21 protein-coding genes are annotated in these 19,212 nt (G+C 70.8%); 13 read left to right on the plus strand and 8 right to left on the minus strand.

The annotated features are described in order from the left end of the window. The first annotated feature begins 53 nt into the window (after positions 1-53). The gene (gene mptB / locus ACZ7SW_RS06680) at positions 54-1,616 is read left to right on the plus strand and encodes a polyprenol phosphomannose-dependent alpha 1,6 mannosyltransferase MptB (protein WP_470229414.1); all 1,563 of its coding nucleotides are present in this window, start codon (positions 54-56) and stop codon (positions 1,614-1,616) included. 43 nt (positions 1,617-1,659) lie between these two features. Here mptB and ACZ7SW_RS06685 read toward each other — a convergent pair whose 3' ends face one another. Continuing rightward, positions 1,660-2,469, minus strand: a complete 810-nt coding sequence (locus tag ACZ7SW_RS06685) for a hypothetical protein (protein ID WP_470229415.1) — start codon at positions 2,467-2,469, stop codon at positions 1,660-1,662. A 176-nt stretch (positions 2,470-2,645) separates the two neighbouring features. On the opposite strand from ACZ7SW_RS06685, the gene ACZ7SW_RS06690 reads away from it, so the two are divergent. Then, the gene (locus ACZ7SW_RS06690) at positions 2,646-3,125 is read left to right on the plus strand and encodes a nuclear transport factor 2 family protein (RefSeq protein WP_470229416.1); all 480 of its coding nucleotides are present in this window, start codon (positions 2,646-2,648) and stop codon (positions 3,123-3,125) included. A gap of 18 nt (positions 3,126-3,143) precedes the next feature. Here the strand turns inward: ACZ7SW_RS06690 and ACZ7SW_RS06695 are convergent, their stop codons facing one another. From ACZ7SW_RS06695 to ACZ7SW_RS06715, 5 genes are all read right to left on the minus strand, one after another. Further along, positions 3,144-3,869 carry a hypothetical protein gene (locus ACZ7SW_RS06695; protein WP_470229417.1) on the minus strand — a complete coding sequence of 242 codons (726 nt, stop codon included), beginning with the start codon at positions 3,867-3,869 and terminating at the stop codon, positions 3,144-3,146. 86 nt (positions 3,870-3,955) lie between these two features. Beyond that, positions 3,956-4,144: a hypothetical protein gene (locus ACZ7SW_RS06700; protein WP_470229418.1), complete on the minus strand. Its 189-nt coding sequence runs from the start codon at positions 4,142-4,144 to the stop codon at positions 3,956-3,958. A 204-nt stretch (positions 4,145-4,348) separates the two neighbouring features. After that, positions 4,349-4,762, minus strand: a complete 414-nt coding sequence (locus tag ACZ7SW_RS06705) for a TIGR03668 family PPOX class F420-dependent oxidoreductase (RefSeq protein ID WP_470229419.1) — start codon at positions 4,760-4,762, stop codon at positions 4,349-4,351. A gap of 2 nt (positions 4,763-4,764) precedes the next feature. Further along, positions 4,765-5,664 (minus strand): S66 peptidase family protein, encoded by a 900-nt coding sequence (locus ACZ7SW_RS06710; protein ID WP_470229420.1) that lies wholly within the window; start codon positions 5,662-5,664, stop codon positions 4,765-4,767. Then, entirely contained in the window at positions 5,661-7,592 is a 1,932-nt protein-coding gene (locus ACZ7SW_RS06715) for a S9 family peptidase (protein WP_470229421.1), read from the minus strand. The genes ACZ7SW_RS06710 and ACZ7SW_RS06715 overlap by 4 nt, the downstream gene beginning before the upstream one ends. A 130-nt stretch (positions 7,593-7,722) precedes the next feature. Here ACZ7SW_RS06715 and ACZ7SW_RS06720 point away from each other — a divergent pair, with 130 nt between their 5' ends. From ACZ7SW_RS06720 to ACZ7SW_RS06755, 8 genes are all read left to right on the plus strand, one after another. Beyond that, a complete protein-coding gene (locus tag ACZ7SW_RS06720) occupies positions 7,723-8,298 on the plus strand; it encodes a DUF3090 domain-containing protein (RefSeq protein ID WP_116200612.1) in 576 nt (191 codons plus the stop codon). Between the two features lie 8 nt (positions 8,299-8,306). Then, positions 8,307-9,116, plus strand: coding sequence for an SCO1664 family protein (locus ACZ7SW_RS06725; protein ID WP_470229422.1), 810 nt, complete (start codon positions 8,307-8,309; stop codon positions 9,114-9,116). Then, the gene (locus ACZ7SW_RS06730) at positions 9,113-9,991 is read left to right on the plus strand and encodes a phosphotransferase (protein WP_470229915.1); all 879 of its coding nucleotides are present in this window, start codon (positions 9,113-9,115) and stop codon (positions 9,989-9,991) included. Before ACZ7SW_RS06725 ends, ACZ7SW_RS06730 begins: the two co-directional genes overlap by 4 nt. Positions 9,992-10,075: 84 nt before the next feature. Next, a complete protein-coding gene (locus ACZ7SW_RS06735; RefSeq protein WP_470229423.1) occupies positions 10,076-10,882 on the plus strand; it encodes a DUF3097 domain-containing protein in 807 nt (268 codons plus the stop codon). Between the two features lie 92 nt (positions 10,883-10,974). Beyond that, positions 10,975-11,409 carry an NfeD family protein gene (locus ACZ7SW_RS06740; RefSeq protein ID WP_470229424.1) on the plus strand — a complete coding sequence of 145 codons (435 nt, stop codon included), beginning with the start codon at positions 10,975-10,977 and terminating at the stop codon, positions 11,407-11,409. A 116-nt stretch (positions 11,410-11,525) separates the two neighbouring features. Then, positions 11,526-12,869, plus strand: a complete 1,344-nt coding sequence (locus ACZ7SW_RS06745) for an SPFH domain-containing protein (protein ID WP_470229916.1) — start codon at positions 11,526-11,528, stop codon at positions 12,867-12,869. Positions 12,870-12,988: 119 nt separating this feature from the next. Beyond that, complete coding sequence (locus ACZ7SW_RS06750; protein ID WP_470229425.1) at positions 12,989-13,411, plus strand: VOC family protein; 423 nt, start codon at positions 12,989-12,991, stop codon at positions 13,409-13,411. After that, positions 13,408-13,989, plus strand: coding sequence for a dihydrofolate reductase family protein (locus ACZ7SW_RS06755; RefSeq protein WP_470229426.1), 582 nt, complete (start codon positions 13,408-13,410; stop codon positions 13,987-13,989). The genes ACZ7SW_RS06750 and ACZ7SW_RS06755 overlap by 4 nt, the downstream gene beginning before the upstream one ends. A 1-nt stretch (position 13,990) precedes the next feature. Here ACZ7SW_RS06755 and ACZ7SW_RS06760 read toward each other — a convergent pair whose 3' ends face one another. Then, entirely contained in the window at positions 13,991-15,334 is a 1,344-nt protein-coding gene (locus tag ACZ7SW_RS06760) for an MFS transporter (RefSeq protein ID WP_470229427.1), read from the minus strand. Positions 15,335-15,500: 166 nt separating this feature from the next. On the opposite strand from ACZ7SW_RS06760, the gene ACZ7SW_RS06765 reads away from it, so the two are divergent. Next, entirely contained in the window at positions 15,501-16,070 is a 570-nt protein-coding gene (locus ACZ7SW_RS06765; RefSeq protein ID WP_470229428.1) for a TetR/AcrR family transcriptional regulator, read from the plus strand. A gap of 1 nt (position 16,071) precedes the next feature. On the opposite strand, the gene ACZ7SW_RS06770 is transcribed toward ACZ7SW_RS06765, so the two are convergent. Next, positions 16,072-17,142, minus strand: coding sequence for a DUF5937 family protein (locus tag ACZ7SW_RS06770; RefSeq protein WP_470229429.1), 1,071 nt, complete (start codon positions 17,140-17,142; stop codon positions 16,072-16,074). Between the two features lie 101 nt (positions 17,143-17,243). Between ACZ7SW_RS06770 and ACZ7SW_RS06775 the strand changes: the two genes are divergently transcribed. Continuing rightward, complete coding sequence (locus ACZ7SW_RS06775) at positions 17,244-18,440, plus strand: MFS transporter (protein ID WP_470229430.1); 1,197 nt, start codon at positions 17,244-17,246, stop codon at positions 18,438-18,440. Beyond that, positions 18,440-19,210, plus strand: coding sequence for an SGNH/GDSL hydrolase family protein (locus tag ACZ7SW_RS06780; RefSeq protein WP_470229431.1), 771 nt, complete (start codon positions 18,440-18,442; stop codon positions 19,208-19,210). Before ACZ7SW_RS06775 ends, ACZ7SW_RS06780 begins: the two co-directional genes overlap by 1 nt. The last annotated feature ends 2 nt before the right edge of the window (positions 19,211-19,212 follow it).

Here is a 19,212-nt window from a genome sequence, read left to right on the forward strand (position 1 = left end):
CCCGGAGCCCGTGCGGGGCGGGCCGACTGCACCCGGTAATCTCCTGGATCGAAATGGCCACCACTACCGACAACGCGCAGCCGAACGCCGGCAGTCTCGACCGGCAGTTCCTGACGCCCGCGCGCTTCCCGTACCGGACCATCGCGATGGGCACGGTCGGAAGCGCCCTTCTCATGCTCGCCGCGCTCGGCGCGGGCGGCATCCTCATCCGCGACCCCGTCATCGGCCACGGCCCGCTGTCCTGGATCCGCTACGGCCACGGCCGGGCGCTCGCCAACGCGCTGCTCTACAGCGGCTTCGGCCTCGTCGTGTGGGCGTGGGTCCGGCTCGGCCGCTACGCGCTCGCCGGGCGCATCGGCAGCAAGCCGATCCTGATCGCCGCGCTGTGCTGGATGGCGCCGCTGATCGTGTCGCCGCCGCTGTTCACCCGCGACGTCTTCTCCTACCTCGGCCAGGGCGCGCAGCTGCTCTACGGGCTCGACCCGTACGCCAACGGCCCCGCCGAGCTGCCCGTGCTGCCGAACGTCGTGCAGAACGTGCACCCGCTGTGGCAGACCACGCCCGCCCCGTACGGGCCGTTGTTCCTGCTCATCTCCAAGGGCATCGTCGCGATCACCCAGGACCACATGATCGCCGGCGTCGTCCTCACCCGGCTCGTCCTGCTCGTCGGGCTCGGCATGACGCTGTGGGCGCTGCCCCGGCTCGTCAAGCACCTCGGCGGGAAGCTCCCGGTCGCGCTGTGGGTCGCGGTCGCCAGCCCGATGATGGTCATCCACCTCTTCGGCGGCCCGCACAACGACCTGATGATGCTCGGCTTCCTCACGATCGGGATGCTCGCCGCGCTCGAGCGCAAACACGTCATCGCGGTCGTGCTGGTCACCATCGGCATGCTGATCAAGCCGACCGCCGCCGTCGCGCTGCCGTTCATGGTCTGGATGTGGGCCGCCGACATGGCGGGCCCGTCGAAGACGAGGAACTTCTTCAAGGCCGGAGCCGCCGCGGTCGGGCTGTTCCTGCCGGTGTTCGTCGTCGGGACGTGGGTGTCGCTCGGCTCGCTCAACCTCGGCTGGTGGTCCGGCCTCAAGGCCCCGCAGCTCATCACCAACTGGCTGAACTTCCCCAGCGGCATCGGCGAGGCGGTCTACAACCTCGCCCACATCATCGCCAACGTCCAGCCCTCGCCGTTCGTCACCGTCGCGCGCGCCATCGCGATGGTCGGCCTCGTCGTGTTCGGCGTCCGCCAGTGGTGGCTCGCCCGCGGCGGCGGCAAGGAGGCCGTCTACCGCGCCGCGATCACGCTGCTGGCCGTCGCGATCCTCATGCCGCCGACCCTGCCCTGGTACCTCACCTGGGGCTTCGTGCTGATCTCGGCGTTCCCGTGGGAACGGCGGAACCTGTCGGCGATCGTGGCCATCTCGGTGTTCGTGACCCTCGTCTACTACCCGACGGGGGAGCAGGCGCTCTACGACTGGTGGTTCATCGCGATCGTCGTCGTGGTCAGCCTCTACGCCGCCGCGTCGCTGCTGCGCCCCGACCCGCTCGGGCTCGTCGCCGCGTGGCGGAAGAAGCCGAAGGACGAGGAATTCCTCCCGGAAACTCCGGCCAAACAGCTGTGAGACGGTGGTCCCGGCGTCTCGCCGGGACCACCGTCCGCCCGGGCTACTTGCGGTTCGCGCGGTAGTTCCGGAACAGCAGGTACGTGTCGAGAATGTCCGACTGCGCGCTCTCGACGGAGCGGTAGATGCCCCACTTCGGCCGCACGTAGTCGCCCTGATCCGGCAGCTTCACCCCGGTCTTGCTGCCCTGCGCGGCGATCGGCGCACCCGCGCCGGCCCCGCTGCGGATCACGCACGCCGCCGCGCCCGCGTCGCCCGGAGTGAGCGTCCACTCGACCGTGATCCACTTGTCCCGCAACGGAGCCAGCTTCGCCGCCGCGATCGACGGCGAACCCGGATTCGCGTACGCCCGCGCGGAAATCATCTCCACGCCGCCGTCCCGGACCAGATCGAGCGTCACCCACGGACCGGCGTTCGTCGCCGGGGTCTTGGTCTGGAAGATGTGCGTGAACCGGCTCGTGCCGTGCAGGCTCGCCGGGACGAACATCTCGTAGGACAGCGTCCAGGTCTCGCCGTCGCGCATCTTCAGCGCGGAACCGTTCTGCACCATGCCCTTCGTCTCGGTCCGCTGCCGATCACCGCCGCCGGTGGTGTCCCGGTCGTCGCGCCAGATGTTGAACCGGTAGTGATTCCCCTCGACCACCACGTACTTCCGGTCCGGATGCAGACCGCCGCGATCGGCCTCGACGCCTTCGAACGCCTTCAGGCCGTCCTTCACCGGATCCGGATGCCACAACGGGCTCGCGGCGGTGGCGAACTGGCTCAACGGCCCGGCCAAAGCCGGTACGGCGAGCACTGTCCCGGCGAAGGCGCGCAGCGCCGTCCGGCGGGGGAAACCAGGGGAATCCGGCATCGCGGAGTGTCCTTTCCGAACAGGAACGAAAGGGGCACATCGGCCGGCGGCGTCGTACATCCGATGTCTGGCAGATCAAAGGTAAGAGTCTTTCCGAACGCGGTCAAGCGCGCGATGTCACGCCAGCCCGGTGCGAAACGATGAACCGAGACAGCGGAACCCCGAGGGAGAAGCCGGTGCAGGAAACGGATCAGCACGAACTCGACGCCTTGCTCGCCACGTCCCGCATCATCCGCACCTTCAACAGCTACTACCGCGCGGTCGACGAGCGGCAGTTCGACGCCCCGCGTTTCCAGCGCATTTTCGCGCCGGAAGCCAAGATCGTGCGCCCGGGCGGCGCCGAAACCTCCGGACCAGCCGACATCGCGGACAGCCATGCCCGCAGCTTCGCCCGCTTCGAGGCGAGCCAGCACCTGCTCACCGGCCACGACGTCGAACTCGACGGCGCCACCGCGGCTGTCCGGGCGAACCTCGTCGCGATCCACCTGTGGAAAGACCGCCCGGTCACCGTGCGCATGGAGGACCGCGCGTTCACCGCGGGCGGCGTCGTCACCGCGGGCCTGCGAGAAACCGGGAAAGGCTGGCGCATCACCGAAGTCCGCACGAGGATCCTGTGGCGGACCGGCTATTTCGGGGACCTGGCGCAGACCCGCTGACTCACCGTTTCGGCGTCGTCAGCCCTGGTCGAACGCCGCGGCGAACGTCGGCACCAGCCGCTTCAGCTCGGCCTGCTGCGCCGCCATGCTCACCTGGCCCAGTTGGTAGTCGCTGGTCGTGACCGCGAGAACGCGGTTGCCATGGGCCAGGACCAGGACGCAGCCGGCCACGCGGGCCTCCGCGAACTGCCCGCAGAACCCGAGTTGCGGATCAGCGGTGCCGGGGACCGAGAACCGGGCCTTCACCGTGAGCTCGGAGTCCTCGGGCAGCCCCTTGCCGTGCGAGGAGAAGCGGGTCACGAACGCGAGGTCGTGGTCTCCGGACACCGTTTTTCCGCAGCTCAGAGCCTTGTCCAGGCCAGAGACGACCTGCTCGCCGGTATAGCCCTCGTACTCGGCGAGCCGTTGCCGGATCCACAGCGTGTCCTTTGTGGAGTACGCCTGTGCGCCGTTCCGCACGGCGGCATCCCAAGGCTGGTCGGCGCCGCACGCCCGCACGATGTGCAGCGGCGTGTTCGGCCCGACGACGTACGGCAGACGATCCCGTCCGACGGTGAGACCGGTCTTGGCCAGCTCGTCTCCGCTCGGCAGATGCTTCGTGAGGTCTTTCGCGGCCGGCGGCGCCGCGGAGACCGCGGAACTCGACGGCGGCGCGGAACTCGGTGCCGGAGCAGCCGCCGGAGCCTCGGCGGCACAACCCGCGAGCAGCAGGACAAGACCGGTCACCGCAAGCGCGAAACGCATGATCCTCCCCATTTCGGGAGAAAGATCGCCAGCACCCGGCTCCGCGTTACGACCCCGCCCGCCACGTGCTTCGGCGCGCGGACCGATCAGCGCTTGAGCGCCCGGTACCGGTTGATCAGCGCGGTGACGGTCGCGTGGTCCGCCCGGCTGTTGAGCGCGGCGACCAGATCGTCCGGGCAGAGCTGGAACCGATCGCCCCACCAGCGCCGGGAACGGTTGTCCCAGATCTGGTACCCGCCGGGCACGCCCCGGGCCACGTAGCGCCGTTTCGCCATGCGCCTCAGTCCTGGTCGAAGGCCGCGGCGACGATGGGAGCCAGCCGCTTCAGCACGGGTTGATCCGCTCGGCGGCAAAGGAAGCAGGAGCCCGTTTCTGCTCGGTGCGCACGTCCCTCAACTGCTCCTCGTCCGGCAAATACCTGGCGAGATCCTTGGGATCCCCTCCGCACGCCGGAAAGATCGCCAGGGCCGGACCCCGCGTTACGACCCCGCCCACCCCCGCCACGTCCGAACCTCGGTCACCACCACCGCATGCTCCGGCGGCCGCTCCGCGTACTGCGGATACTTCTCCGTCAACCACCCGACATACGAGTCCCGCGAAGCATCCGACACCACCCTCGCGACCCCGTCCGCACGAGCCCACCACAGCCGCGACCAATCCTCGTCGTACTCGTCGACCAGGAACGACACCGCCGGGTTCTCCGCGATGTTCGCCAGCCGCCGCAACGACGTCGTGGTCTTCGGCTTGTGGTCGACCGCGAACACGACCGTGTCGGCGCGCACCGCGAACGTCACCGGCACCAGATGCGGTACCCCGCGACTGTCCGCTGTGGCGAGCCGGGCCACCCTCGCCGCCGCGAACCGGGTCCGGGCTTCCACAGTGGACAGTCGCATGCTCAGTCCAGCGCGGGGGAGTCGAGGGTGAGGGTGCCCAGTTCGGTGTCGAGCGAGGCCGAAACCCCCAGCGGCAGCGTCGGCGACCCCGCCACGTGCCCGAAGCCGAACCCGCTCAGCACCGGAACCCCCAGCGGCGACAACCGTTCCGACAGCAGTTCGCGGACCTCCGCCGGATCGCCGCACGCGGCCCACGAGCCCAGCACGATCCCGTGCGCCCCGTCGAACCAGCCGGAACGCAGCAGCTGCGTCACCATCCGGTCGATCCGGTACGGGCTCTCGGTCACGTCCTCCAGCAGCACGATCCCGCCGCGCGCGGACCCCTGCTCAGCCGTCCCGACCCCGGACGCCAGCAGCGACAGATTCCCGCCCACCAGCACGCCCAGCGCGCGGCCGGGCACGACCACGTCCGGCTCCCGCGCCCGCAGCACCCGCGTGTGGTCCGGCTCGAACAACGTCCGCCGCAAATGCTCCGACGCGGCTTCGTCGAACAGCACGCTCGCCGGCATCGGCGAAAGCAGCGTCGCGAGGTCCAGGTGCGTGTGCACGGCCCGGTGCAGCGCGGTCACATCGCTCGACCCGGCCAGCACCTTCGGCCCGGCGGCCCGCAACGCCGCCCAATCCACCAGGTCGATCATCCGCTGCGTCCCGTAGCCGCCGCGCGCCGCGAGGACGCACCGGACTTCCGGGTCCAGCCACGCCTCGGTGAACTCCGCCGCCCGCGCCCGGTCCGGCGCCGATAGGTAGGACTGGCCGGAAGCGCGCACCCCGGCGCCGATCCGCACCTTGACGCCCCACTCGCGCAGCACCGGCAGCGCGGCGTCCAGCAGGTCCTGCGGCACCGGCCCGGACGGCGCGACGAGCGCGACGGTGTCCCCGGAGGAGAGTCTCGCGGGCCTCATCGGGACAGCTCCAGCCGCGGCACGTCCGGCGTCTCGAAGCCGAACACCTGGCCGTAGAAGGAAAGTTCGGCCTCCAGCGCGGCGACGATCGTCTCCGCCTTCCGGAAACCGTGCTGCTCGCCCTCGAACCGCAGGTACGCGTGCGGGATCCCGCTCCCGTCGATGCCGGCGACGAACCGGTCCGCCTGGTCCGGCGGGCAGATCTCGTCCTCCAGGCCCTGCAGGAACAGCACCGGCCCGGCCAGCGAGCCCACGTGCGTCATCGGCGAACGCTCCCGGTACCGGTCGGCCGCTTCCGGATACGGGCCGACCATGCTGACCAGGTACTGCGACTCGAAGTCGTGCGTTTCGCCGCCCTCGCCGGTCCAGCCGGCGAAGTCGAGGATCGGGAACTTGACCGTCGCAGCCGCGTAGGTGCGGGTCATCGTGATCGACGCGGCCGAGGTGAACCCGCCCGCGCTGCCGCCGCGGATGCCGAGGCGGGCCCGGTCGGCGATCCCTTCCGCGACAAGAGCTTCGGCGACCGCAGCGCAGTCGCGCACGTCCACCACGCCCCACTGCTCCCGCAGCCGCTCGCGGAACGCCCGCCCGTAGCCGGTGGAGCCGCCGTAGTTCACCGCGACGACGCCGATGCCGCGGCTGGTGAAGTAGGCGAAGTCCAGGTCGAGCGATTCGTCGCTGTGCCCGGTCGGCCCGCCGTGCACGTGGACCACGTACGGCGGCAGTTCGCCTTCCGGCGCGACGAAGTCCGGGTTCGTCGGCGGGAACACGTACGCCGGGATGTCCGCGCCGTCCGGCCCGGTGAACACCCGCTCCTGCGGCACCGGCAGGTACTCGGCGGGCGGCAGCGAGGCCGGCTGCGGGGTCAGCGCGCGCCACTTCCCGGTGTCCGGGTCCAGCACCACGACCGCGCTCTCGTGCCGCGGCCCGCCCGCGATCCCGGCGATCCCGTCCGCCGTCGCGACCAGCCCGAGCGAAGACCACACGGTCAGCTCGGTGCCGACGCGGGTCACCGAACCGTCGCTCTCGTCCAGGATCGCGAGCTTGCCGGAGTCGAGGACCGCGTGCTTCCCGCCGCCCAGCGGAGCGAACCAGCTGGTGCCGAGCTTCCACATCGGCCCGCCCAGCTCGCGTTCCCCCGGCGCGAGGTTGACCGTCGAACCGTCGAGCCCGACCCGGTGCAGGTTCCACCAGCCGTCCGGGTCGGCGAGCACGAGCAGCTGATCCGCGGTCTCCCACGCGACCTGGCACACCGCGACGTCCGGACCGCCCGCCAGCACCCGCGCGTCCCCGAAGGAACCGTCGGCGGCCACCGGCGCGACGAACAGTTCGGTGCCGTCCCACGGCATCGCCGGGTGGTCCCACGCGAGCCACGCGGCGTGCGCGCCGTCCGGCGACAGCTGCGGCGCGGTGAAGAACCGGTGTCCTTCGACGAGAACCCGTTCGGCGGAGCCGTTCAGCGGGATCGCGACCAGTTCGCGGGAGATGTCGGTGCGCCGCGGACCGGTGCTGCGCTCGCGGACCGCCCACACCTCGCCCTCGCGGCCCGGCCGGAGGTCGCCGTACCGGACGCCTTGCGGCGTGGCCGGTTCCGGCGTCAGCGCGGCGACTTCGCCGCCCTTGAGGGCATACACCCGCTGATCGGCCCAATGCGTGAAGACGACGACACCATCGACGGCGAGCCACGGCCGTCCGCCGTACTCGTGCACCCGGTTGCGGACGTTCCACGGCGCGGGCAGCACGTCCTCGACGCCGCCGCCGGGAAGCGCGCGCACGAGCGCGACGCGACCGCCTTCGGCAGGCCGCGCCTCCGCCCACCAGAGCGCGCCGTCGACCGCGGCGAGCCACTGCGCGCCGCCGCCGGCGGCCGCCGCGTCGGCGGCCGTGACGGGAGAGGTCCAGGTTCCATGAGGAGAGATGCGAGGCACCCGGAAAGCCTAACGAGGATCCGCTGCGTGTCCGGATCCGCACGCACCGCGCAGGAATCGCGCGCGAACTCCCCTCAACCCGGGGCGGCGGATGCCGATCATGCGTGCGTGGCCTAGGGTCGAAGACGCTATGTCACGCGTAATCCACGTCTTCCGCAAGCCCGACCGGTTCGTGGCCGGCACGGTCGGCGAGCCCGGCGACCGCACCTTCTACCTCCAGGCGACGGAGGACGTGCGGACGATCAGCGTCACGATCGAAAAACAACAGGTCGTCGTCCTCGCGGAGCGGCTCGGGTCGCTCCTGGAGGAGGTCGCCAGCCGGTTCGGGGCCGACGTGCCCGCACAGGCCCCCGACGACGAGGTCGACGTCGAGCCGCTCGCGGTGCCCGTCGAGGAGGAGTTCCGGGTCGGCACGATGGGGCTCGGCTGGGACGCCGACTCCGGCGCGGTCGTCGTGGAACTGCTCGCGATCACCGAGGGCGAAATCGACGAGACCGTCGTGCTCGACGACACCGAGGAGGGCCCGGACGCGGTCCGCGTGTTCCTCACCCCGGTCGCCGCCCGCGCCTTCGCCGAACGAGCCGACCGCGTCGTCAACGCCGGCCGCAAGCCGTGCCCGCTGTGCGGCGAACCGCTCGACCCGGCCGGGCACATCTGCCCGCGGCAGAACGGGTACCGGCGCGACGTCGACGTGACCGAGGACTGAGGGCGCCCGTGGCGAGCACTCCGCCGGGGCCAGCCGAGGAGGCCGCCCGCGATTTCGTCTCCCGCGGCCGCATCGACGTCGAGGGCAGGCTGGTCGACGCCTCCAACGTCACGCTGTTCTGCGCGATCGAACTCGACGGCGTCACCGGCCGCGTCGTGTACAAGCCGGTGTCGGGGGAGCGCCCGCTATGGGACTTCCCGGACGGCACCCTCGCCGGCCGCGAGGTCGCGACCGCGATGATCTCCGACGCCTGCGGCCTCGGCGCGATCCCGCCCACCGTGCTGCGCGACGGCCCGTTCGGGCCCGGCATGGTGCAGCTGTGGGTCGAGACCGACGAGGACGCCGAAGTCGTCGACGTCTGCCCGCCGGACGAGGTCCCCGAAGGCTGGCGCACCGTGCTGCACGCGCACGACCGGCTCGGCGAACCGGCGGTGCTCGTCCACGCCGACCACCCGGACCTGCGCGAACTGGCGGTCCTCGACATCGTCGTCAACAACACCGACCGCAAGGGCGGCCACCTGCTCGCCGCTTCCGACGGGCACGTCTACGGCGTGGACCACGGCATCTGCCTGCACACCGACCCGAAGCTGCGCACCGTGCTGTGGGGCTGGATCGGCGAGGAACTGCCCTCCGAAGCCGTCGAAAAGCTGCGGAAACTCCGGGCGGACCTCGACGGCCGTCTCGGCGCGGAACTCGGCGAACACCTGACCGCCTTCGAGATCCGGGCGCTTTCGCAGCGCACCGACTACCTGCTCGCCGAGGCGGTGTTCCCCGAGCCCGGCGACGACTGGCGCGCGATCCCCTGGCCGCTGTTCTGATGGCGGCCCTGATAGACGACGCTGCCCGCGCCCGCCTCGTCCACCGCTTCGGCCCGGCCGCGCAAGCGTGGTGCGACGCGCTGCCCGCACTGGTCGACCGGCTCTGCCGCCAATGGGGCCTCACCGTGTCCGAGGCCCGTCCCGGCAACACCGGCCGCACCCTGCTCTGCCGCGACGGTGAGGGCGTGCTGAAGGTGCTCAAGCTCTGCCCGGACCGCGCGATCGCGACCGCGGAGGCCACCGCGCTCGGCTCGTGGGCCGGACTGTCGCGGGTCGTGCAGATCCTCGACGCCGACCTCGACCACGGCGCCGTGCTGCTCGAAGGACTCGAACCAGGAGACACGTTCACCGAACGCGGCGCGGACGTTCCGTGGGACCAGATCGGCGAACTGCTCTCCGACGTGCACGGCGTCCCGGCCGCCGGGCCGTTCCCGACGCAGCTCGAACGCGTCCGGTTCATGTTCGGCCTCGCCGAGCAACGCCTGGCCGGGTCTCCGGCCGAAGCCCACCTGCCGCTGGAAACGCTGCGCACCGGGCTCGCCCGGTCCGAGAAACTGGCCGCCAGCGGTCCGATCGCGCTTGTGCACGGCGACCTGCATCCGGGCAACGTCCTGGACGCCGGGCCGGCGCGGGGCGCGGTCGCGATCGACCCGCGCCCGTGCGTCGGCGACCCGGCGTTCGACGCGGTCGACTGGGCAGTGCTGCCGATGGCCGACGGCGCGGCCGTGGAGGACGGGATCGCGAAACTCCCGCACCTGGACGGCGACCGGGTGCGCGCATGGTGCGTCGCGCTCGCACCGCTGGTGGCGATGGGCCCGCTCCGCCGCGGCGGGCCGACGCCGTTCACGGACGCCGTGCTGCGGATGGCGAGCTGAGCCCGTTCCGTCGCCGCGCGGAGAACAGCCGTCCCCGGCGTGGCGGCGGGACGCCTCGCCGCCACGGCGATAACGTGCCCGACCGTGCGCTATCACGACGTGCTGTCCGGCCCCCGCAAGCGGAAGATCCCGGAGGTCCCCGCCGAGCCCGGTCTCGTGGTCGAAGACCCGGCCAGCGGCTACTGCGGCGCGGTGGTGAAGATCGAGTACGGGAACGTCGTCCTCGAGGACGCCAAGGGCCGCCACCGGGTGTTCCCGCTCGCTCCCGCCGCGTTCCTGCTGGAGGGCAAACCGGTCACGCTCGTGCCGGTGAAGAAGGCCGCCGCCCCCGCCCGGCAGGTGTCGGCGTCCGGCTCGGTCCGCGTGCAGGGACTACAGGCGCGGGTCGCGCGCGACTCCCGGATCTGGGTCGAGGGCAAGCACGACGCCGAACTGGTCGAACGCGTCTGGGGGCACGACCTGCGCGTCGAGGGCGTCGTCGTGGAACCGCTCGACGGCGTCGACGTCCTCGCCGACCGGATCGCCGAGTTCGGCACCGGGCCCGGCCGCAGGCTCGGCGTGCTCGTCGACCACCTCGTGCCGGGCAGCAAGGAATCCCGGCTGGTCGGGCAGATCCGCGACGAGCAGGTGCTGGTCACCGGGCACCCGTACATCGACGTCTGGCAGGCGGTGAAACCGGCGTCGGTCGGCATCCGCGCCTGGCCGGAGATCCCGCGCGGCACCGAATGGAAGGCCGGCATCTGCGACGCGCTCGGCTGGGGCGAGCCGTACGAAGGATGGCAGCGCGTGCTCGCCGGGGTCCGCAGCTTCCGCGATCTCGAAACGCCGCTGATCGGCGCGGTGGAACGGCTCATCGACTTCGTGACCGAACCGGGCGACGACGCTCCGTAGTGTCCGGTTTGCCGGAAAAATCCAAGGTCACGCGTCGGTCACGTCGAGTAGTTTGCCCGGTGCGACACGACGCGATCTGAGAGCATGAGGGCATGGCAGCGGCTCTGATCTGGCTGATCATCGGCATCGTCCTGATGATCGCGGAGGTGATCTCCGGGGACTTCGTGCTGATCATGCTCGGCGTCGGCGCGTTGCTCGGAGCCGGCTCGGAAGCGCTCACCGGCAACATCTACATCGACGTCGCCGTCTTCGCGGTCAGTTCGGTCGGGCTGCTCGCACTGGCCCGCCCGGCGCTCAAACGCCGCTTCCTCGCCGGATCGGGCATCCCCACCGGCATCGACGCGCTGGTCGGTGTGCGGGCCGTGGTGGTGTCCACTGTGGACTATGATGCCGGGCAGGTGAAGATCGGCGGCGAGGTGTGGTCGGCGCGGGCGGTGCACGAGTCGCAGCCGCCGATCGCGCCGGGCACCAGCGTCACGGTCGTCGAGATCTCCGGCGCCACGGCCGTGGTGGACATCGTCTCGTGAAGCGCCGTCCGGGGAACAACGGTACTAGGTAAGGGGAAACGCTCTTGTCGACAATAGCGGTCGTCGTGGTCGCGCTGCTGGCCCTGTTCGTCGTCATCACCGTGGTCAAGGCGATCATGGTGGTGCCCCAGGCCCAGTCGGCGGTGATCGAGCGGCTCGGCCGGTTCCGCACGGTCGCCTCGCCCGGCCTGACCTTCCTCGTCCCCTTCCTGGACAAGGTCCGCGCGCGGATCGACCTGCGCGAACAGGTCGTCTCGTTCCCCCCGCAGCCGGTGATCACCGAGGACAACCTGACGGTGAACATCGACACCGTCGTCTACTTCCAGGTCACCGACTCCCGCGCCGCGGTCTACGAGATCTCCAACTACATCATCGGCGTCGAACAGCTCACCACCACCACGCTGCGCAACGTCGTCGGCGGCATGAGCCTGGAAGAGACCCTGACCTCCCGCGACTCGATCAACACCCAGCTGCGCGGCGTGCTCGACGAGGCCACCGGCCGCTGGGGCATCCGCGTCGCCCGCGTCGAGCTCAAAGCCATCGAGCCGCCCGCCTCCATCCAGGACTCGATGGAAAAACAGATGCGCGCCGACCGGGAGAAGCGCGCCATGATCCTCACCGCCGAAGGCCAGCGGGAATCCTCGATCAAGACCGCCGAGGGCCAGAAACAAAGCCAGATCCTCGCCGCCGAGGGCCAGAAACAGGCCGCGATCCTCGCCGCCGAAGCGGAACGCCAGTCCCGCATCCTGCGCGCCCAGGGCGAACGAGCCGCCCGCTACCTGCAGGCACAGGGCCAGGCGAAAGCCATCGAAAAAGTCTTCGCCGCGATCAAGGCCGGCCGCCCGACGCCGGAAGTCCTCGCCTACCAGTACCTGCAGACGCTGCCGCAGATGGCCCAGGGCGACGCGAACAAGGTCTGGATGATCCCCAGCGACTACGGCAAGGCCCTCGAAGGCTTCGCCCGCGCGCTCGGCGCTCCCGGCGACGACGGCGTGTTCCGCTACGAACCGCCGAAGGACGACGCCCCGGCCAAGCCGGACCTCGACGACGACGAGGTCGCCGGCTGGTTCGACACCAGCAGTGACCCGAAGGTCGCCGAAGCCGTCGCGGCCGCGGAAGCGGTGGCGCGCAAGGAGGTCGACGGGCCGCTGGGCGCGTCGGCGGAGCGCCGGGCGATCGGCGGGGCTTCGGCCGCCAAGCCCGAAGCGCCCGCGCCGGTCCAGGAAGAAGAGCCGCCCGCGCCGCCGGAGCGGCCGCAGCAGCCCGCCACTCCGCCGCCCGCTCAGCACCAGCAGTCGCTTCCCCAGCCGCATCCTCCGGCGGGGCCGCAGGGCGGGCCGTACCAGGCGCCGCCGCCGCAGCAGTTCGGCGGACCGCAGGGACCCGGGCCGGGAAGCGGCCCGTTCCCGCAGCAGGGCCCGTTCGGCGGACCCCAGGGCGGACCTCCGCCGCAGCGCTGACCGCGTCTTACCACGGGGCTGCCACTCCGGTTTCGGGGTGGCAGCCCGTTTTTGTGTCGGCTGTCGAATCCGGCGGCCCCCGATCGACGCACCAGTGAAAGCGCGAAGGAGGCACTGGAATGAGGACCCTGCACATCGGACTGCGGGTGACCGATCTCCCTCGGTCATTGGCGTTCTACACGGCGATCGGCTACGAGACCGTCGGCACCGTGCCCGAGACGCCGATCGGGCAGCTGACCATGCTCAAGCTGCCCGCCGACGAGTTCGCCACCGTCGAACTGGTGCACGACGGCAACCCGGTCGAGCGCGGCACCGACGTGAGCCACCTTGTCGTGCAGGTCGAGTCGATGGCCGACACTCTCGACGTGCTGGCCGCCCGCCGGATCGAACCGGTCACCCCGGCGCACGACCACGACGACGGCATGAAGACGGCGTTCATCGCCGACCCGGACGGTCGCCGGATCGAACTCGTTCAGTGGCCCGCAGGCCACGCCGACGGCATGACCGCCGCCGACTTTCCCGGGAAAAGGATTGAGAAATGAGCAGGACACCACTGCGGCTGTACATGTCCGTGTCGGTCGACGGGTACATCGCCGGACCGGACGACCGGCCTGGCCAGGAACTCGGTCGCGACGGATTTCGGCTGTTCAATTGGCTCGACCATCGGAAGGAAGGAGGCGTCAGCAAGCAGGTGTACGCCGAGGCCGAGGCGACCGGCGCGGTGATCTCCGGACGCCGGACGTTCGAGCTGGCCAAGCGGTGGCACGGCGACCACCACGACGGCGTCCCGATCCACGTGCTCACCCACCACGTCGACCCGGGCGACGAGCCGCCGGGCAGCGCGAAGTTCTACACCGACGTCGACGCGTGTGCCGACGAAGCCCGGGAAAATGCGGGGGACCGAGCCGTGCTGGTCCACGGCGCGGGAGCGGCACAGGCCCTGCTGGCAGCGGGCCAGCTCGACGAACTGGAACTCCACCTCATCCCGGTGCTGCTGGGCGAGGGACGGCGGCTGTTCGAACCGACCGGACTCGGCCAGGTCGAACTGGAGCCCGTGCGTCGGCTCGAAGGCCGCGGCGTCACCCACCTCCGTTACCGCGTGGTCCATCACGCCCGGTGAGTTAGCGGGTGTAGACGGTGAGATCGTCGATGTCGGCTTTGGAGCGGTCCGGCAGGGCTATTACGCACAACACCGTCACCACGACCGAAGCGACGATGTAGATCGAGATGGAGTAGGGCGTGCCGGTGGTGTGCAGGAGCCAGACCGCCAGCAGGGGTGCGGGGCCGCCTGCGAATACCGACGCCAGTTGGTAGCCCAGGCCTGCGCCGCCGTAGCGCAGATGCGTCGGAAAACTCTCGCCGATCAGCGCGGCCTGCGGGCCGTACTGCATCGAGTGCGCCACCAGGGACACGATGATCGCCAGGAAGATCATCGCGTGGCCGCTGTGGGTCAGCACGGTGAAGTAGGGGAACGCGATCACTCCGGTCAGCACCGCGCCGGTCAGGTAGACCTGTTTGCGGCCGATCCGGTCGGAGAGCTGGGAGAACAGCGGGATCAGCAGCAGTTCCGCCGCCGCACCGACGAGGACCGCGTTGAGCACGAAGGTTTTGCTGAATTCCGGTCGTTGCACGACGTAGAGCAGGACATAGCTGGTGAACAGGTAGAACGGCATCTGCTCGCTGAACCGCAATCCGGCCGACAGCAGGATTTCCCGCCAGTGGTGGCGGACGACGTCCTTGACCGGGGCTTTCGAGGTGCGTTTGGCCGCGACCGCGGCGGCGAACATCGGCGTTTCCAGGATGCGCAGCCGGATGACCAGGCCGATCGCCACCAGCACCAGGCTGAGCAGGAACGGGATCCGCCAGCCCCACGAGGAGAACGCCTCGGGAGACAGCGTCGCGGACAGCAGGGTCATCCCGCCGGTGCCCAGCACGAGACCGACCGGGACGCCGACCTGCGCGAAACTCGCCAGCAGCCCGCGCCGGCGCTGGTCGCCCCATTCCATCGCCAGCAGCACCGATCCGCTCCACTCGCCGCCGATCGCGATGCCTTGCACGAGGCGCAGCAGGACGAGGATAAGCGGTGCCGCGACGCCGATCGTCGCGGCACCGGGCAGCACGCCGACCACTGCCGACGACAAGCCCATCAGCAGGAGCGTCACGATCAGCGTCGCCTTGCGGCCGAGCCGGTCGCCCCAATGGCCGAAGATCGCCGCGCCGACCGGACGGGCCGCGAAACCGACCGCGTAGGTGGCGAACGACTGCATGACCCCGGCGTAGGAGGACGACGCGGGGAAGAACAGATGGGGAAAGACCAACGCGGCGGCGGTGTTGTAGAGGAAGAAGTCGTACCACTCGATGGTGGTGCCGATCGAACCGGCCAGGGCCGCCCGGCGTACCTGCACCCGGCGGTCGCCGGAGGAAGCTTGGACTGACTGGGTGACCTCGTTGTCGCCTAGAGTCATGGTCGTGCACCTCTCGTGACGGTCGTCACACTACAGTGTGAACGACCGGCAGAGGTTTGACGATTCCTGACGCCTGCTCCGGACGGGTTGTTTCCGCCCGCCCGGCACGCCGGATGGACCCGGATCGGGCGCCGCGCGGCCGGGACGCGCGACTACCATCACAGCCGTGACCGAGGACAAGCCGCTGCGCGCCGACGCGCGGCGAAACCGCGCCAAGGTGCTCGAAGCCGCCGAGACCGTGTTCGCGGCGAAGGGCACCGGCGCGCCGACCGAGGAGGTCGCCCGCGAGGCCGGCGTCGGCATCGGCACGGTGTTCCGGCACTTCCCGACGAAAGAGGCGCTGCTGGAAGCCGTGCTCTACGCGCGGCTGCACCGGTTCGTCGACGAGGCGGACGCCGTGGTCGCGCAGAACGCCGATGACGCCGGGGCCGCGTTCTTCACCTTCCTCACCAGCTGGATCGAGATGTCCAGCGCGAAAAACGCCTACTTCGAGGCGCTCACCTCCGCCGGAGTGTGCGTCCCCAGCACGGGCTCGGTGATCGGGGAGCGGCTGCGCGAATCGCTCGGTGTGCTGCTGCGGCGCGCCCAGGACAGTGGTGCGGTGCGACGCGACGTCACCACCGCCGAGCTGATCCCGGTGATCATCGGCACGGCGAAGGCGGCCGAGCACGTCGGGGCCGATCGCGAACTGCGCGACCGCACCATCGCGATCCTGTTCGACGGCCTCCGCACCTGAGTCAGCGAAGCACGGCGGCCAGCAGGTCGGTGCCCAGCGAGGGCAGCTGCGGCAAAGCGAGCGAATAGCGGACGTACCGGCCTTGCCGGGTGGCGGTGAGCAGGCCCGCCCGGCGCAGGACCGCGAGGTGCCGGGACACCTCCGGGGCGGACAAATCCCAGTTGTGCGCGAGTTCGCTGGTGGTGTGCGGGCTGCGCGCCAGCGTGCGGACGAGGCGCAGTCGCACCGGATGGGCGAGCGCGTCGAGCCGCAGTTCCACCGTTTCCAGCGGCACCGGCGCGGCCGCGTCGGCGACGGGGTACTGCACCACCGGCAGCCAGCCTGCCGCGTGCACGACGATCAGGTGCGGGCTGCCGAAGACGCTCGGGATGAACGTGACGCCTTTTTGGCCGGAGGTCGCCTTGTCCTGCAGCTTGTCCACGACGATCCGGGAGCCGTCCTCAGACAATGCGACCGCGCGGGAAACCCCGTCGAGTGCCGCGCGGATTCCCTTGTGCCGCACCAGTTCTTGTTTGTGCCGCAGATCCGCGGCGAGCTGAGGTTCGAGTCCGGCCCACGCGTTGTCGAAGAACGCTTCGGCGCGTTGTTCGAGGGTGTCGCGGACGCGGGCTCGTGTGGCGGCGGGGTCCGTCAGCAGGGATTCGGCGAATGCTTCCTGCCGAGGGCCGCGTGCCTGCGCTAGGTCGAGGGCGCGCTCGCGCGAGTCCGGGTCGGCGAGCGGAGAGCGGGTCGCGATCCGGGTGCTGCCGCAGGTCGAGACGAGCGCGGCGGTGGCGTACGTTTCGTGGTCGATCGCGTCGACCTCGCCCAGCTCCTCGGCGAGAGTCGGGCGCGGACGCCCGGGCAGCAGGAAGTCCGCTTGCGAGGACCGCCAGAGGGAGTCGGCCTCCCGCACCCGTTCGGCCAGTTCGGGCCGCATCCCGGCCCAGACTTCGCCCGCCCACGCGGCGAACCGCGGATGGTGTCCCGGCTCGGCCAGCACGTGCAGCATCGCGGTCAGCTCCGCGAGCGGCGACGCGGCGAACCGCACCTGCTCGGCCGGCACTCCGGCGATGTCGATCCTCAACGGCACCGCACCAGCATCGCCGATCGACCGGCCCGGACCTTCGCCGGTTGACGGAAACTGCGAATCGGCGTGCTCCGCCCGAGGTCCGCGCAGCAGTGTCGGGCACCATGACCATCAAGATCCGGCCGAGCTCGCTGATCCGTGTCCCCGGCGGCCCGCGCTACGCGGCCGCCACGGCCATCGATGCTCTCGGCACCGGCCTGTTGCGCCCGTTTCTCCTGATCTACGGCGTAACCGTGCTCGGCCTGTCCGCACCCGCGACCGGTGCCGCCATGACAGCGGGCGTCGTGGTCGGGCTCGGCTGCATGCCGTTCGTGGGGCGATGGCTCGAACGAGGCGCGCGCACCACTGTGGTGGCCGCTTCGATGCTGGTGCGCGCGGTCGGTGTCGTGCTTCTGCTGGCCGCGCCGCCGGGGGAGATGTGGCCGTTCGTCGGTGCCGCGATTCTTCTCTCCGCGGGGAACCAGGCTTGGCCGGCAGCGCACGCGGCACTCGTCGCGACGCTCGCCGAAGGCAGGGAACGCGACGCCGTCCTCGCTGCCGGTCGCTCCCTCCGCAATGCCGCGCTCGGCATCGGCGCGCTGCTCGCGACCGCGTGCCTCACTGGCGGCTCGAATGCGTTGCGGGCCACGGCGATCGGCACCGGGATCGCGTATCTGATCGCCGCTGTCCTGGCGTGGTCAGTCCACTTGCGAGCGCCGGTCGCCATGGCGGAACAGGCCGCGGAGCGTGCACCGCGGATGGGTGCGCTGCTGGCGGCGAATGTCGTCTACGCGTTCTGCCTCAACGTCCCGGAGATCGCGTTGCCGTTGGTGCTGACCGCGTACCTGCACGCGTCCCCGGTGTGGTCGGCGGCGATCTTCGTGGCCAACACCGTGCTTGTGGTCGCCCTGCAAGTGCCGGTCACCGTGTTGCTGTCGCGGGTTTCCCGGCGGACCGCACTGGCAGGCGGCGGAGTCGTGCTGGCGTTGTCGTATCTCGGCTTTCTCGCGGCGACCTTGCTCGGACCCGGCTGGGCGGCGCCCGCGATCGCCGCGGTCTCGGTGGTCTGCACCATCGGCGAGATCATCTACGCGGGCAGCGCCACGGCGTTCGTCATGGCCCTGGCGCCCGCGCGCCTGCTCGGACGGGCGGTGGCCCGCTTCGAACTGTCGACCGGCGTCGGGCTGGCGGTTTCCCCGGCGGTGCTCACCGCGCTCGCGCCGCTCGGCCCCTGCGCGCTCTGGGGAGGCCTCGCCGGAGCTACGCTGTTGTCCGCGGGCGCCGTCGCGAGCGGCGGGGGAGCCGGGCCTAAACTGAGCTGATGACCAACCGCTTAGTCTGTATTGGCGATTCGTTCACCGAAGGTGTCGGGGACGATGATCCGTCCGCGCGCAACGGGGTGCGCGGCTGGGCCGACCGGGTCGCCGAGGTGCTGGCCGCCGGGGATCCCGGGTTCCAGTACGCCAATCTGGCGGTGCGCGGGAAGCTCCTGCCGCAGGTGCTGAACGAGCAGATCGAACCGGCCCTGGCGATGAAGCCGGACGTCGTCACCGTCTACGCGGGCGGCAACGACCTGATGCGGCCGCGGGTCGACGTCGACAGCCTCGCCGGCTCGTATGAGCGCGCGGTGGCCCGGTTCCGCGCGGCCGGCGCTCAGGTGCTGCTTTTCACCGGCGTCGACGGCGTGGAAGACGCGCTGTTCCGGCAGATCCGCGGGCGGGTCGCGATCTACAACGAGCACGTGCGCGGCATCGCGGCCCGGCACGAGACGCTGCTGGTGGACATGTGGTCGATGCGCCAGCTGCGCGACCGTCGCATGTGGTCCCCGGACCGCCTGCACCTCAACGCGGCCGGGCACACCGAAATCGCCATCGCCGTCCTCGACGCGCTCGGAGTGCCGCACAGCCTCGCGCACGCCGCGCTGGGTCCGCGGCCCCGCCTGTCGACGCGGGAACAGCGCGGGGCGAACCTCCGCTGGGGCCGGGAACACGCGCTGCCGTGGATCGGCCGCCGCCTGCGCGGCGAGTCCTCCGGCGACACGGTCGCGCCGAAATACCCGGAGCTGCAGCCGTTCGAGAAGACCGCTGGCTGACC

Source organism: Amycolatopsis sp. NPDC114484 (assembly GCF_055633755.1).